Consider the following 15,408-nt stretch of genomic DNA (forward strand, 5'->3'; position numbering starts at 1 on the left):
CGCCAGCCGTATGATCGAAAGGAGAGAGAGAGATGGTCGAAAGACGAACCCCGATTCCTGTATCGGAAGCGATCGATCGGGTGATGCGTTATGCCGGAGTGGGAGAAGAGGAAACAGTGCCGCTTCGCCAGTCGTATGGCCGCTATTTGGCCGAAGATTTGCGTGCTGACCATGACGTGCCGCCGTTTGACCGCTCGCCGTATGACGGATTTGCCATTCGCGCCGCCGACTCGGAAGGAGCGGGACTTGACCATCCGGTCGAGTTTGAAGTCATTGAAACGATCGGCGCCGGGCAAGTGGCGAAGCAGCCCGTCGGCCCGTTTCAAGCGGTGCGCTTGATGACCGGGGCGCAAATTCCCCAAGGATGCGATGCGGTCGTCATGTTGGAGCTCGCCAAACAGTACGAGCGGGATGGAAAAACGTATATGGCCATTAAACGCCCGTTCCGCCCTGGCGACAACATTTCGTTTCAAGGGGAAGATGCGAAAAAAGGGCAGCCGCTTGTCGAAAAAGGAACGCGCATCAATCCCGGGGTGGCGGCGCTCTTGGCGACGTTCGGCTACGCCGAAGTGAAGGTGGCGAAAAAGCCGCGGATTGGCATTTTTGCGACTGGAAGCGAACTGCTCGACGTCTCTGAACCGCTTGTGCCGGGAAAAATCCGCAACAGCAACGCCTACATGATCGAGGCGCAGGTGTTCAAAAGCGGCGCCGAGCCGATTTATTTGGGCCAGCTCGCCGACGACCTCGATGCGTGTTTTCACGCTGTGCGCCAGGCGCTCGATCAAGTGGACATGCTCATTACGACCGGCGGCGTCTCGGTCGGGGATTTCGATTATTTGCCCGCCATTTACAAGCGGCTCGGAGCGAACGTGTTGTTTAACAAAATCGCCATGCGCCCGGGGAGCGTGACGACCGTCGCCGAGATTGATGGCAAGCTGCTGTTCGGTCTATCCGGAAACCCGTCGGCGTGCTACGTCGGGTATGAGCTGTTCGTCCGCCCGGTCGTGCGCACGCGGCTGTTTTCGGCCAAGCCGTATTTGAAAAAAGCGAAAGCCACCCTTGGCGCCGATTTTCCGAAGCCGAACCCGTTCACCCGCTTCGTGCGCAGCCGGGTCGAGGCGGTTGACGGTCGGCTTGTCGTGAAGCCGGTCGGCATGGACAAGTCGAACATCGTCACCTCGCTTGCCTTTGCGAACGCCTTGATGGTGCTGCCGGGCGGAACGAGAGGGTTTGCGGTTGGCGATGAGGTGGAAGTGTGGCTTTTGGATGACGATGAGGGGTCAAGCGAATGAACGTCTGGCAAGTCGTCGGCTATAAACATAGCGGCAAAACGACGCTTATGGAAAAATGGGTGGCGGCCGCTGTCCGGGAAGGATGGCGCGTCGGGACGGTGAAGCACCACGGCCATGGCGGCGAGCCCGCGCGGCCGGAAGGCGTCGATTCCGTCCGCCATGAGCGGGCCGGGGCGGTGGCAACGGCGGTGGAAGGGGACGGGCTTTTGCAGCTTCATCTCCGCCGCCCGTTGTGGCGGTTGGATGATGTGTTGGCGCTTTATGCGCCGCTTCGGCTCGATCTCGTGCTGGTCGAAGGCTATAAGCAGGCGCCGCATCCGAAAGTCGTGCTCGTGCGCTCCGAGGAAGATTGGGCGTCGCTTCAGCACCTCGCCAACATCCGCGCCGTCATCGCCTGGGAGCCGCTCGAAGGGCCGCTAGCGCACCCGGTGTTTTCGCTGGCCGATGATGACGAATATATTCCATGGCTCATGAACGAGGTGAGAACACGAACATGACAGAACCGTTGTTTGCCATTACCGACCGGCCGATTTCGGTCGAGGATGTGATGAAAAAAGTGATGCGTCCGGAGGCGGGGGCGGTCGCTGTCTTTGCCGGCACGGTGCGCGAATGGACGAACGGCAAGAGGACGCTCTTTTTGCAATATGAGGCGTACGTGTCGATGGCCGAGAAAATGCTCGCGCAAATCGGGGCGGAAATTGCGGAGAAATGGCCAGGGGCGAAAACCGCCATCACCCACCGGATCGGGCGGCTTAAGATCAGCGACATCGCCGTCGTCATCGCGGTTTCCTCGCCGCACCGCGCCGAAGCGTATGAGGCGAACCGCTATGCCATTGAGCGGATCAAGCAAATCGTGCCGATTTGGAAAAAAGAGCAATGGGAGGACGGAAGCGCCTGGGTGGGCGACCAGTTGGAAACAACGGCGTATCCGTCCGGAAAACCGGAGGTGAAAGAGGAATGATCCGTCTATTGTTTTTCGCCCATTTGGGCGAGCAAATCGGCGAGCGGGAAGTGATGTGGCCGAATGTTCCGGAAACGGTGAAAAAACTGAAAGACGAAGTGGAAGAGCGCTACGGCATCTCGCTCGGGCGCGTCATGACAGCGGTCAACGAGGAGTATGTCCGCGACGAAGCGCCGCTTCACGCCGGCGACACGGTCGCCTTTATTCCACCGGTAAGCGGAGGATGAGACGGATGGCGAACAAAAGCAAATGGGTGATGCCAAAACAACACGGCGCCTGGGCGATGCTCATCATCCCGTTTTGGCTCGGGGCGTACGCCGGTGGGCTTTCGTGGATTCACGCGCCGCTCTTTGTCGCCTGGCTTGCGCTCTATTTGGCGACGTATCCGCTCTTGATGGCGGTGAAAACGAAGCGGAAAGAGCCGTACGTGCCCGCCGCCGCCCGCTATGGCGCCATCGCCGCCGCGGCGCTTGCCGTCTCTCTTTGGCAACAGCCGGCGCTTTTCTACTTCGGGCTCGCCATGGTGCCGTTTTTCTTGGTGAACACGTACTACAGCAAGAAAAAGAACGATCGCGCCTTTTGGAATGATGTAGCCGCCATCGCGGCGTTTTGCATCGGCGGCCTCGCCGCCTTTTACGCCGGACGCGGGGCGTTGACGATCGAAGCGTTTGAACTCGCCCTGTTTTCCTTCCTCTTTTTCATCGGCAGCACGTTTTACGTAAAAACGATGATTCGCGAAAAGAAAAACGAGCGGTACAAATGGCTGTCATGGGGCTACCACGCCCTGTTGATCGTCGGCCTCATCGCCATCGGCGAGCCGTTCGCCGTCTTGGCCTACGCGCCGAGCGTCATCCGCGCCGTCTATTTATACGGCAAGTCGCTGCCGATCATGAAACTTGGCATGCTGGAAATCGCCAACGCGGCGTACTTTTTCATCGCGATGATCGTGCTCTACTCTTGAGCGAACCCCAAACGGGAGGCATCCATGACCGTTTGGGGTTTTTTCTTTTGGTTAGGCGGTATTGCTTTTTCATTGCACAAGCATGATGTGAAATGGGCATGAATTCCTTGTAACGGTTTTGCAAAGGGTCGTTTCAAAAGCCTACCTCTTCTTCTATGCTCGTTCTCAAATAAATAAAAAAGGGAAACATCTCAACATTCATTATTAGGATTATAGACGTTCCAGCCCAAAGCCATGTCGAACTTTGTCTGTCGAAAATGATGGATGGCAGGGAGCAGGAAAGATACAATTTGATTGTAAAAGTAATGGAAATCGGGAAGGAGAGCATATGAGAAACATTCGTTTGCGACGATGGTTGGTTTGGATGGTCGTATGGGCTTTAGTGATGTCAAGCGTCCCGACAAAGGGGCTTGCCGAAACGATCCGATCAGGGGTTGACCGTGTGGCGCCAAAAGAGGGGCCGCCAAAGGTGCCGGAAGCTCTGAAACGTGATCTCAAGCCAGGGGAAATCATAGAGGAAAGAACTGAGAATACAAAGGTTTACTACAACGGCGATGGCACGTTTACCAAGAAGATTTACTTTGAGCCTATTCATGTGAAGAAAAAGGGACAAAAAATATTTGAGGAAGTATCTTCTAGTTTAACGGATAGTACCAATAGTACGAATTACGTTGAAACAGAGAATACCATTTTGGAGACAAACTTTTATAAAAAGATGGTCGATGGAGAATACGCCAATTTCCATTACAATGGATATTCGATTTCCTATTCTATTTTAGAGGCGGCAGGTAATGACGTACAATCGATAAAAGCGAAGGATGTTGCCGCCGTCTATAAGAAAAAAGACAACAAAATTCTTCACAAAAACATTTTTCCGAGCATAGACCTGCAAAATATTGCATTTAACGAGTCAACAAAAGAAGATTTGGTTCTTCATTCGTTTGCTGGCTATCATATTTTCAAATTCCGCCTGAAAACGGATTTGCAAGCAGACATTCAAGACGATGGCTCCATTTTATTGACAAATCAAGAACATGAAAAGGTGTTTGAACTGCCGAAGCCGTTTATGGTGGATTCGAATGTCGATGAACACTCTGGCGAGGTGCAGCGCTCAGAGAATGTAACGTATGAATTACAACAGGATGATCAAGGATATATTTTAACGGTCAAAGCCGACCCTGATTGGCTGAAGGATCCTAAACGTGTATACCCTGTTTATATTGATCCGAGCACTTCCATTCAGGTGTCTGCCGATGCATTTGTGATGAGCGCCTATCCCACAACCAACTATAGTTCCTCATCAAGCAAGTGGGACTCTGCACAGGGACAATACGTTTTGAAAGTGGGTTATTATGATGGAACAACAGGCACTTGCTATGGCTTTTTGAACCCAGATCTATCGAGCATCAAAAATATGAACGTGACGAGTGCCACATTCCATGTCTATGTCACCCATTCGTACTATGCAACGACGCCAACAGGGTTATGGCTAGATGCTGTCAACGGTCCATGGTCCGCGAGCACGTTAACATGGAGTAATCAACCTTCCTCCACCAACATTGGCAAGGTCGATGTCGCAAGAGACCAGTGGGCGCAATTTGATGTCACGAATACGGTAAAAGAATGGGCATCTGGTACAAAACCGAATTACGGATTGAAACTTCATACGAATGGCAATGGACAAACGTATTGGAAAAAAGTCGTTTCCACGACGAATAGCAGCTATAAACCATATTTGTCTGTTACGTATACGATACCCGTTCCCAATACGCCAACAGGAACGGTCTTCAGCAATGGGGATGGCACAGGATATATCAATTTATCATGGGATCCGGTTCCTGGCGCTGCGGGCTATAAGGTTTGGATTTATAACGGGAAATCATATGAAGCGTTTGATGTAGGCAATGTCACTTCCTGGAGTACAAAGGGGAAAAAAATCTGGCCGACCCCTTCTGAAATTAGCGCTGGAAGATACGACTTGCACCAAGATCAGTTAGGGACGGAGCTTGCTGTCGATCCTTCCCCGGTCTATCGAAATTCAGGAGGAAGTTATCCAAACAGCAAGAACTACTGGTTCCGAGTCAGTGCGATTTTTCCTCAAGGCGAAAGCGCCATGTCCGGTGCGTATATGCCGACCATTCCGGATTTGGCGAAACCATCTGCTCCGACGGGGGTAAGTTATACAAACGGAAATGGAACAGGATATATCGATTTCAAATGGAATCCTGTGAGTGGAGCGACGGGGTATAAAATCTGGATTTTTAATGGCTCCTACTATGAATCGCTAGATGTCGGGAACGTCACTTCTTGGACAACGAAAAACAAAAAGTATTGGCCAACCTCCACGGAAATTCAAGCAGGTAGATATAAGTTGCATGTAAACGATGGTCTTGGCGCAGAATTAGCCGTTGACCCGTCTCCGGTCTATGCCAATGCAGGAACAAAATACGCAACGGCTGCCAACTACTGGATTCGAGTAAGTGCCTATAACTCTCAAGGGGAAACCGTCTTTTCGGATGCGTATATGCCTCGTATTCCGGATTTGCGAGTGCCGCCAGCGCCTTCGGGGTTTGCTTACAGCAATCAATCGGGGAGCAACTCTGGCTATGTCATGTTAAACTGGGATAAGATTCCTGGAGCGACAGGGTATAAAGTGTGGATTTTCAATGGACTTTACTATGAAGCATTTGATGTAGGAGACGTGGACCATTGGACGACGCAAAACAAAGGAATTTGGCCAACGCCGGAGGAAATCCAACAAGGGGATTCCAGCACCTTAACGCTGCATCATGATGGACAAGGATTGGAACTTCCGAAAGATCCTTCCCCCATGTATGCGAAAATGGGGACAAAATACGCCACAAGCACCAATTACTACTTCCGACTCAGCGCCTACAATGCGGATGGGGAAACGGTATTTTCCAGCAATGCCTTGACGGTGAACATTCCGGAGGCGAATGAGTATTTAGGAAAAGAAGAGTACTGGTCCATCATTGATGTTCCGTATGGCAGCGTGAATGCCGCTACCGGCAATCTGATTATAGACGAAGACGATGTTTCGATTTCCGGAAGAGGACCGGGGCTTGGAATTACGAGAACCTACAATAGTTTATCCACATCGGTTGGATTGTTTGGAAAAGGATGGCATAGCGATGCGGAAATGAACATCGTGGCCCAAGGAAATGAAGCAAGATTGACGGATGAAGATGGCACGCTCCATATCTTCACAAAATTATCCGACGGCACGTATAAAGCCCCGACAGGTGTTTACTTGGAGTTAAGCGAAACAACCGATGAATATATCCTAACGACAAAAGATCAAACGAAAATCTACTTTCAAAAAAGTGATGGCAAGCTAACGAAAATCGTGGATGGACATGGGAATGCCACTACCTATAGTTATTCTAACGGAAAGCTCGTGTCGATTACGGATGCGTCGGGCAGAAAACTGAGCATCGAGTACACCGCAAGCGGAAGAATCCAGAAAGTTACCGACCCAATAAACCGGACCATCACGTATGAGTATAACAACGACTTGTTAACAAAAGTAACCCAGACGGGCGGGGAAGTAACGAGATACCAATATAATGAACTTGGTCGGTTAGAGAAAGTATTGGAACCGACGCATACGGAAGAAAAACCGGTCGTTAATCAGTTCATTTATAATGGCGACAGGCTAAGCCAAGCGATTGATCCTGAAAACCGCATCTATACGATGAACTATGACCAAACAAAACGACAACTTGTCGTAACGCAACCGAATGGCCGTAAAATTCAGTATAAATTTAATGAAGCAGCGAACCCAATTCAAATTATCGAAGACGTAGATGGTTTAAACATTACGACAAGCTATGTTTATGAGGGAAATAATCTAGTAGAATCACGGGATCCGAATGATCAAAATGCAGCGAATCCTACTGAATCATATACGTATGACGCCAAGGGGAATGTGTTAACGGCGAAAGATAGTTATGGTACGGAAACATACGAGTATAACAAAAATAATGATGTCATCTCCATGACAGATACGGAAGGCGATACAACCACGATTGCCTATGATGGCTTAAATCCTGTATCCGAAACGGATCAATCCGGAAAAACGTCTTCTGTATCGAAGTATGATGCCTATGGGAATATCATTGAAGAAAGCGATACATTAGGCAGTGCCACGAATTTGCTCTCTAATAGCGGCTTTGAACAAGGAATCACAGCTTGGAATCTGCTCAGTCATTATGATACTGGGCAATTACAGGAAGACACGAATGTCTATAATGGATTGACAGGGAGAAAAACATTAAAAATCGTCGCCGACTCTACTTCTCCTAACACAGAACTTGGCTATGTAGCGGCTACCCAAGAAATCGCGGTGAAACCGAATACCACCTATACGTTAAGCGGGAAGATCAAAACGAATTTAACCAAAGCCAATGCCTTTTTCAATGTTCAATTCCTGAATAGTCAAAATCAAACGATTTCTTGGGCGGATCATCGTTATAGCCAACTTACAGGCACAAGACCTTGGACAGAGCGGCAAGTTACATTTACTACTCCTTCGAATGCAGCCAAAATTCGCGTCTATTTAGAGGTCGATCATAAGTCTCCAGATGCTTCCGGAGAAGCCTGGTTTGATAATGTTCAATTGGAAGAAGCGCAGGTTTCTTCCAGCTACAACCCAGTTGTAAATAGTAGTTTTGAAGGAACCACCACGAATTGGAGTGGAACAGGAGGAAGCGTAGATTCTACGCAATCATTTGATGGAGGGTACTCACTAAAAATATCTAGAACAAGCACCACGCAATCGGCAAGTGAGTATAAGCAGACCATCATCGTTGGCCAAACATCTGGTGATGCACCAATTAATCTTACGCTCACCGGTGTATCGAAAGCGCAGGATGTCAAAGCCAGTGGCACAGTGAGCCCAAGCGATTATTCCATTACGGCTAAAGTATACTTTGTGGATGGAACGACCCAAACGTATACTGCGGATTTCCCTGCTGGCAATCAAGATTGGAACCGTGCCGCCGTTTCGATTCAACCTTCCAAGCCAATTGATAAAATCGACATATCCGCTGTCTTCCGCGGCAATTACACGGGAACGGTATGGTTTGACGCGATCCGGCTCATGGAAGGAAACGTGGTGACGAAAAACAANATATCCGCTGTCTTCCGCGGCAATTACACGGGAACGGTATGGTTTGACGCGATCCGGCTCATGGAAGGAAACGTGGTGACGAAAAACAAGTACGATGCCAGCGGAAATTACGTCACGGAAGAAGTGGATGAAGAAGGCTATGTGGCGAAAAAGAATTATGATGCCGTTGGGAATCTATTAAGCGAGTACGATAAGAAAGGAAACAAAAAAGAGTACACGTATGATTTATCGGATCGCTTAAAACAGCTGTTGTTAGCGAACGGCACTTCCGTCAACTACGATTATGACTTAAATGGCAATATGACTTCAAAAGTCATTCGAACCAGCGACGGCCAGTCTCAAACATTTGCCTATTCTTATGATGCGGCCGGCAAACTCGTGAAAACCGTTGGTCCGCTCCATGATGTGACAACGAATGAATATGATGCCAATGGAAATAAAATCAAAACGGTTTTGCCGAAAGGAAACACGATTCAATGGACGTATGACGGAACGGAAAGGGTCAAAACGATTTCTTACAACAACGTTCCGTATTACGAATTTAGTTACGACAAAAACGGAAACGAACTTTCTGTACAATATGTAAAAGACGGTACGACCAAGACAAGAAAATTTGATTCCGCGAATCGTGTCATTGAACAATCCGACCGCGGAGGATTACAAAAGTGGACCTATCCGACGACATCGGATAAATTACAACAGTTTATGTTCTCCCATGGATCGTTTAGCCAAACAGTCACATACCAATACAATGCCTTGGATCAAAATACAGTCGTCCAAGACGGAACGTATACGTACCGCTTTGACTATGACGAGAGAGGAAACGTTCGCACCTTCACGACAGAAAATGGAGCCGGCTCGACCTTTAGGTATGATGACCGCGGCCTCGTGGAAAGTCTTTCGGTCGGTACGGCGGACGGAACAGAAATTGTATCGGAAACGTACCGTTACGATGAAAACGGCAACCGGACAAAAATTGAGTACCCAACGAGAGAGACGATCGTTTATCACTACGACGCGCTCGATCAACTAGTGGAAGAACAGCTGCCAGACGGAACGAAGATCGAGTATACGTATGACGGATTTGGCAACCGGACGAAAGTCGTGAAAACAAAGGATGGGCAGTCGACGACGACCAATGCCGATTATAACGCTGCCAATCAGCTCATTCGTTTTGGAAACGAATCGATCACATATGATGCCAACGGCAACCGATTGGAAGACGGTCAGTATCAATATGAATGGAACGAAGCGGATCAGCTCGTCTCCATCACAAGAAAAGGCGAAAGCACGCCGTTTGTGACGTACCAATACGATGAAGACGGCCGGCGCATTCAAAAGACTGTCAATGGCGTCGTTACGAACTATCATTACCAAGGCGACAGCCTAAACGTTCTGTACGAAACCGATGCGAGTGGAAATGTGGTAAGATCATATATATACGGAGAAAATGGGCAACTCCTTGCCATGAAAAAAGGCAACGCCACGTATTTTTACCACTATAACGCCCATGGCGACGTGATCGCCCTGACGGATGAACAAGGAAACATTGTTGCCCGCTATCAATACGATGCGTGGGGGAACATTCTTTCCCAATCCGGCGCATTGGCGGACGAAAATCCATACCGATATGCGGGGTACCAATATGACCAAGAAACGGGTCTGTACTATCTGATCGCCCGGTACTATCATCCAACGCATGGCGTGTTCTTGTCGCTCGACCCCGACCCAGGCGATGCGGATGACATCTTGACACAGAACGGCTATACGTACGCGAACAACAACCCAGTAATGTTGGTGGATCCGGATGGGCATTTCTTCTGGTTTGCGGTTAACGCTGGGTTTGCGTGTTTATTGCAAAATAAAAATACAGAGTTCTGCAACGAAAAGTGCAGAGCTGAAGGCAAAGAAAAAAGGCTTGCCAGCCTCTAACATTTCCTCTACTGTGGAAGTTGTGAACACATAACCAAACAGTGGAGGAGCGAAAGGATGCNTGTTTATTGCAAAATAAAAATACAGAGTTCTGCAACGAAAAGTGCAGAGCTGAAGGCAAAGAAAAAAGGCTTGCCAGCCTCTAACATTTCCTCTACTGTGGAAGTTGTGAACACATAACCAAACAGTGGAGGAGCGAAAGGATGCTGGCAATGCCCGAAATTAATCGTATCAGAAAACTGCGTGAAAAGAAAGGGTTATCGATTGCGGAAATTTCCCGTGAAACGGGATATAACTGGAGAACGGTCAAGAAATACGCAGATGGAGACATTTCTGTCCAACCAACCATCAAACGCAAAAAGGGGATGATGGAGGAAGAAGGGTACGGGCAAATCATTGATGACTGGTTGGAGGAGGATGCCAAACTGCCGAGAAAACAACGGCGAACGAACAAGACGATGTTTGAAGCGCTTTGTCGTGACCATGGATTTCAAGGCTCGTATCGCACCGTTTGCGCGTACGTGCAAAAACGAAGACCGCAGCTCAAGCTCGAGAAAGAACAGCGCTATGAACGACTGGAGCACCCGCCAGGCGAGGCGCAGGTGGATTTCGGGAAGATGACGGTTGTGACGAAGGAGGGGAAGGAAGAAGAGCGATCGGTTTTGATCATGAGCTTTCCCTATAGCAACGCTGCGTTTGCTTATCCGCTGCCGGCGGAAAACAGTGAATGCTTCCTCCATGGGTTGACGCAGCTGTTTCGTCAGGCTGGGGGAGTGCCAAAGGCATTGCGCATTGACAATTTGTCCGCGGCCATTGTGTCGATTCGAAAAGGGGGAGAACGCCGATTCACCGAGGCTTTTGAGAAATTTCAACTCTACTATCGGTTTGATGTACAAGTGTGCAATCCATACAGTGGACATGAGAAAGGAAATGCGGAGCGAAAAGTCTATTACACTCGCAACCTTTGTTTCATCCCCGCTCCATTGATGGAGTCGGATCCGGAGCTGGTGGAGTGGCTGCATCGCAAGATGGTCGAGGACCGAAACCGTCCTCATTATGAAAAGGGGCGGTGGATCGAGGAACTATGGCAGGAAGAGCAACCGGAGCTGTTGGCGTTGCCGGAACAAGATCTTCCGATCTTCTCCCTCGATCACGCTTACGTGAATAAGTACGGAGAAGTGATGGTGGATGGGAAGGCGTTCGTCGTCCATGGCCTGTCCGTCCCCAACCGGGTGTTGGTGAAGAAAGAATGGAATCGTTTCGTTGTGTTCTCTTCCGATGGAGACGTCCATCTTGAAGCGCCCAGGCCGTATACGAACGTGAAACGCGAAATCCCTTGGAAAGAGATTTTCGCTGAGTGGGAGACCAAACCCCGGGTTGTCGGACATTCCCGCTACCGGACGTACTTGCCGGAGGCGATCCGAACGTATCTGGCTGGCCCCCCGCCCCAGGTGGTGGCCCGTTTGAAAGGACTGCGAGCGCTGTTGGATCGGCACACGCTTTACGAAATCGCCCAGTGGCTCGAGGAGAGTCAGCGATGGGACTTGGCTCCTCATGAAATCGGCGTGTTGATGGAAGCGAAGCACTCCTATTACCCGGACAAGTGGGAAGAATCATACACCCCTTCCGTTCTAATCGACTATGAAACGGATTTAACGGTGTATGATCAACGTCTTCATCCCGCTCGGGAAGGGGGTGTCCAGAGATGAGAGCAGAGGTGAAAGAGATTTGTAAAGCGCTGCATTTGGCCTATATCGCAGATCGATTCGAGGAGGTGAGATTCGAAACGAAAGAACAGTTTTTGCGGGATGTATTGGCGCTGGAACTGTCGTGCCGCCAAGAAGCGAAACAGGCTCGGCTGATCAAGAAAGCCAAGTTTCGGGAGTTGAAATGGCTGAAGGATTACGAATGGTCGGGTCATATCCATTGGCCAGCCACGACATCGAGGGAGGAACTGTGTGACCTTCGCTTTTTGGAGCGAAAGCAAAACGTTCTGCTTTTAGGTTCACCTGGAACGGGGAAAACCCATCTCGCCACAGCACTTGGCATTCAGGCGTGCCAACAAGGCCATGAGGTTCGGTTTTTCCGCGTCGCGGATCTTGTCGCCCAGCTGGAAGAGGCGTTGAAAAACGGCACGCTCGGACGGCTGAAACGAAGCCTCGACCCATGCGAACTGTTGATTTTGGATGAACTCGGCTATGTGCCGTTTCAAAAGCAAGGATCGGAACTGTTGTTTCATATTATCGCCGACTGTTACGAGCGAAAAAGCGTCATGGTGACATCGAATCTAGAATTTGGACAGTGGAATCGGGTGTTTGGGGACAACCGTTTGACGGCAGCGTTGGTGGATCGCTTGGTTCACCACGCCCACATCTTGGCCTTTACGGGAGAGAGCTATCGACTGCGGAACGCTCTCTCCGCGATCCAGCCGTCCTCTGCCTCCGGTCTGGAACCTTAAGTCTTGAGCTGGCAAGCCTATGTATTTTTTCTTGCACTTCTCTGCATTTTTTGCTTGCAAAAAACACNTGCCTCCGGTCTGGAACCTTAAGTCTTGAGCTGGCAAGCCTATGTATTTTTTCTTGCACTTCTCTGCATTTTTTGCTTGCAAAAAACACGCCGGATAACAAGTCATATTCAAACTGAATTTTCACCCCCGACAAAACGGAACCTCGATAGTCTTCCCCATAGTCAGCGGGAACCAAAAAGCTGGTTGAGTCCAAAATCCGCAGGCGGGTAAAACAAGTTCGATAGGTCTCCATGGCTGACAAAAGCAATGGACGTTGATGCAGGAGGAGAAGGAAAAACACTTCTCGCAAAAATGCCACGGCCCGATCGGTAAAACGCTGATTCAAGCCTTCGCTTGAAAGGGAACATCCATGCCAGAGCGTCAAGGCCGCACACAACCGCTGAAGCGACTGTTTTGCCAGTGAGCCATCTCCCCATGCACAGAGAGTCAGAAAGGCTTCCGCCGTTAACGAACGCTGCCGCCGGATAAAGCCTGTTTTCCGTGCGAGACGGGTTCATTCTTCGGGAGAAAAGAGCCCGAGTTCGACAGTTTTGAGGCCATTTTAGGCAAATGAAAATGGCCAAAATGCTGTTATATCAAAGATTTCGCGATGCGGATCCTAGAAAAAAACACTGAATTTCATAGGCACACGACTTGTTTATTTTAACTTTTAAANCCCGAGTTCGACAGTTTTGAGGCCATTTTAGGCAAATGAAAATGGCCAAAATGCTGTTATATCAAAGATTTCGCGATGCGGATCCTAGAAAAAAACACTGAATTTCATAGGCACACGACTTGTTTATTTTAACTTTTAAAACAGCTGAATATCGGTTATAATATAGGCATGTACATACGGCGAGTAACACGCAAAAACAAAGATGGAACGACCGTGGCGTATCTCCAGCTTGCTCACAACGAATGGGATCCGAAGGCCAAATATGCGAAAGCGAAGGTGATTTATTCGTTTGGGCGCGAAGACGAGGTGGATCGCGCTGTCTTGGAGCGTCTGGCCAAAAGCATTTCGCGATTCCTTTCTCCTGAGCAGGCTTGGGAAATCGAGACGTTGACAGGAGAAGTGTCGGATGACTTTCAGTTTCAATCAAGCAAACGCCTTGGTGGCGCTTGGCTTTTGGATCAGCTCTGGAGACAACTGGGATTGGGAGAGATTCTCCACTCCTTGTTTGCCTCCCGACATCATCAGATTCCGTTGGAACGGCTGATTTTTGCCATGGTGGCGAATCGTGCCCTTCATCCGTCAAGCAAGTTGGCGATGGAGGAGTGGGTGGAGAAAGACGTGCATATCCCTCATCTTCCCCAAGTCGCCAGCCACCAGTTGTACCGGGCGATGGATGAGCTGCTGGCTGTGCAGCCGGAATTGGAACGCCAAGTGTTCCATGCCGTGGCCGATTTATTGAACCTGGAAGTCGATTTGATTTACTTTGATACGACTTCGTCGTACTTCGAAGTGGATCCATCCGAAACACCAGAAGGAGAATCGCTTCGAAAGCAGGGGTTTTCCAAAGATAAGCGTCCCGATTTGGTCCAAATCGTCATTGGACTGGCCGTCACCCGGGAAGGAGTCCCCATTCGCGCTTGGGTATGGCCTGGCAATACGATGGATATGACGGTCATCAAACAGGTGAAACAAGACTTGATTGGCTGGAAGCTTGGGCGTGTGATCAGCGTGATGGACCGCGGATTTTCGTCTGAAGAGAATTTGCGAATCTTGCAACAGGCCGGGGGACACTACATTGTCGGCGAAAAAATGCGGTCCGGCAAAGCCGCCGTCGAAGAGGCCCTAAACCGTCGCGGGCGCTACCAACAAGTTCGCGAGAACTTGCATATCAAAGAAATCATCGTGGGCGACGGAGAAGCGCGTCAGCGCTATGTTCTCGTGTACAATCCCAGCGAAGCCGAACGCCAACGCAAGGAACGGGAAAAGCTGCTCGAATCGCTGAAAGAGGAGTTGGAGGGGCTTCGCCAACTCCCCAATGAAGCTCATCATAAGGCCACCTGCCGGCTGCGTTCCCATCCGTCCTACGGAAAATACTTGCGTCAATTGAAGGATGGAACGCTTCGCATCGACAAGCAAGCGGTTCGTGAAGCGGAAAAGTACGATGGCAAATATCTCATCCGAACCTCCGATGACACCTTGTCTGCCGAGGATGTCGCGCTCGGGTATAAGCAACTGGTGGATATCGAGCAGGCCTTTCGGACGTTGAAATCAACACTCGAGCTGCGCCCCATGTATCATCGCTTGGAAGACCGTATCCGGGCGCATGTGCTGCTCAGTTGGCTGGCTCTCTTGCTGGTTCGGATCGTGGAGATCCGAACTCATGAATCGTGGCCGAAAGTAAGAGACGAATGCGAGCGTCTCATGCTTGGACATTTTTCTTCAAAAAACGGCGACCTTTATCAACGAACCGAACTGACGGCCAAACAAGCGCTATTCCTTGCGGCTCTAGGGCTGGAACCTCCTCCAAAGATTCTAGGCATCCACCCTCGCACCTAGATACACGCCCGAAGTGTGCCCAAATGCCTCCGATCCCTTTTGTATCAAGGGGCGAGAGGCATTTTGTTTGCCTAGTGACTGTCGAACTCGGG

At 49.9% G+C, this 15,408-nt stretch carries 8 protein-coding genes and 1 pseudogene; all 9 read left to right on the forward strand.

Annotation, left to right across the window (positions count from 1 at the left end; all coding sequences use genetic code 11):
- The first annotated feature begins 32 nt into the window (after window positions 1-32).
- The gene (locus T260_RS131490; RefSeq protein WP_023633818.1) at window positions 33-1,292 is read left to right on the forward strand and encodes a molybdopterin molybdotransferase MoeA; all 1,260 of its coding nucleotides are present in this window, start codon (window positions 33-35) and stop codon (window positions 1,290-1,292) included.
- The gene (gene mobB / locus T260_RS131485) at window positions 1,289-1,789 is read left to right on the forward strand and encodes a molybdopterin-guanine dinucleotide biosynthesis protein B (RefSeq protein ID WP_023633819.1); all 501 of its coding nucleotides are present in this window, start codon (window positions 1,289-1,291) and stop codon (window positions 1,787-1,789) included. The genes T260_RS131490 and mobB overlap by 4 nt, the downstream gene beginning before the upstream one ends.
- Window positions 1,786-2,253: a molybdenum cofactor biosynthesis protein MoaE gene (locus tag T260_RS131480; protein ID WP_021321986.1), complete on the forward strand. Its 468-nt coding sequence runs from the start codon at window positions 1,786-1,788 to the stop codon at window positions 2,251-2,253. The genes mobB and T260_RS131480 overlap by 4 nt, the downstream gene beginning before the upstream one ends.
- Window positions 2,250-2,480, forward strand: coding sequence for a molybdopterin converting factor subunit 1 (gene moaD, locus T260_RS131475; protein WP_023633820.1), 231 nt, complete (start codon window positions 2,250-2,252; stop codon window positions 2,478-2,480). Before T260_RS131480 ends, moaD begins: the two co-directional genes overlap by 4 nt.
- 5 nt (window positions 2,481-2,485) lie before the next feature.
- The gene (locus T260_RS131470; RefSeq protein ID WP_023633821.1) at window positions 2,486-3,214 is read left to right on the forward strand and encodes a YwiC-like family protein; all 729 of its coding nucleotides are present in this window, start codon (window positions 2,486-2,488) and stop codon (window positions 3,212-3,214) included.
- Between the two features lie 691 nt (window positions 3,215-3,905).
- Window positions 3,906-10,214: pseudogene (locus T260_RS0120035) on the forward strand (DNRLRE domain-containing protein); the annotation flags it as partial.
- A 287-nt stretch (window positions 10,215-10,501) separates the two neighbouring features.
- Window positions 10,502-12,007, forward strand: a complete 1,506-nt coding sequence (gene istA / locus T260_RS131465; RefSeq protein ID WP_011230285.1) for an IS21 family transposase — start codon at window positions 10,502-10,504, stop codon at window positions 12,005-12,007.
- Window positions 12,004-12,756: an IS21-like element helper ATPase IstB gene (gene istB, locus T260_RS131460; protein WP_011230286.1), complete on the forward strand. Its 753-nt coding sequence runs from the start codon at window positions 12,004-12,006 to the stop codon at window positions 12,754-12,756. The genes istA and istB overlap by 4 nt, the downstream gene beginning before the upstream one ends.
- 892 nt (window positions 12,757-13,648) lie before the next feature.
- Entirely contained in the window at window positions 13,649-15,316 is a 1,668-nt protein-coding gene (locus T260_RS131455) for an IS1634 family transposase (RefSeq protein WP_023633822.1), read from the forward strand.
- Window positions 15,317-15,408 lie beyond the last annotated feature (92 nt).

Source organism: Geobacillus thermopakistaniensis (assembly GCF_000498995.1).
GTDB lineage: Bacteria > Bacillota > Bacilli > Bacillales > Anoxybacillaceae > Geobacillus > Geobacillus thermoleovorans.

What these genes read in the sequence shown, in the direction of transcription:
- T260_RS131490 (WP_023633818.1), top strand. Translation starts at nt 33, where the DNA reads ATGGTCGAAAGACGAACCCCGATTCCTGTATCGGAAGCGATCGATCGG.
- mobB (WP_023633819.1), top strand. Translation starts at nt 1,289, where the DNA reads ATGAACGTCTGGCAAGTCGTCGGCTATAAACATAGCGGCAAAACGACG.
- T260_RS131480 (WP_021321986.1), top strand. Translation starts at nt 1,786, where the DNA reads ATGACAGAACCGTTGTTTGCCATTACCGACCGGCCGATTTCGGTCGAG.
- moaD (WP_023633820.1), top strand. Translation starts at nt 2,250, where the DNA reads ATGATCCGTCTATTGTTTTTCGCCCATTTGGGCGAGCAAATCGGCGAG.
- T260_RS131470 (WP_023633821.1), top strand. Translation starts at nt 2,486, where the DNA reads ATGGCGAACAAAAGCAAATGGGTGATGCCAAAACAACACGGCGCCTGG.
- istA (WP_011230285.1), top strand. Translation starts at nt 10,502, where the DNA reads ATGCTGGCAATGCCCGAAATTAATCGTATCAGAAAACTGCGTGAAAAG.
- istB (WP_011230286.1), top strand. Translation starts at nt 12,004, where the DNA reads ATGAGAGCAGAGGTGAAAGAGATTTGTAAAGCGCTGCATTTGGCCTAT.
- T260_RS131455 (WP_023633822.1), top strand. Translation starts at nt 13,649, where the DNA reads ATGTACATACGGCGAGTAACACGCAAAAACAAAGATGGAACGACCGTG.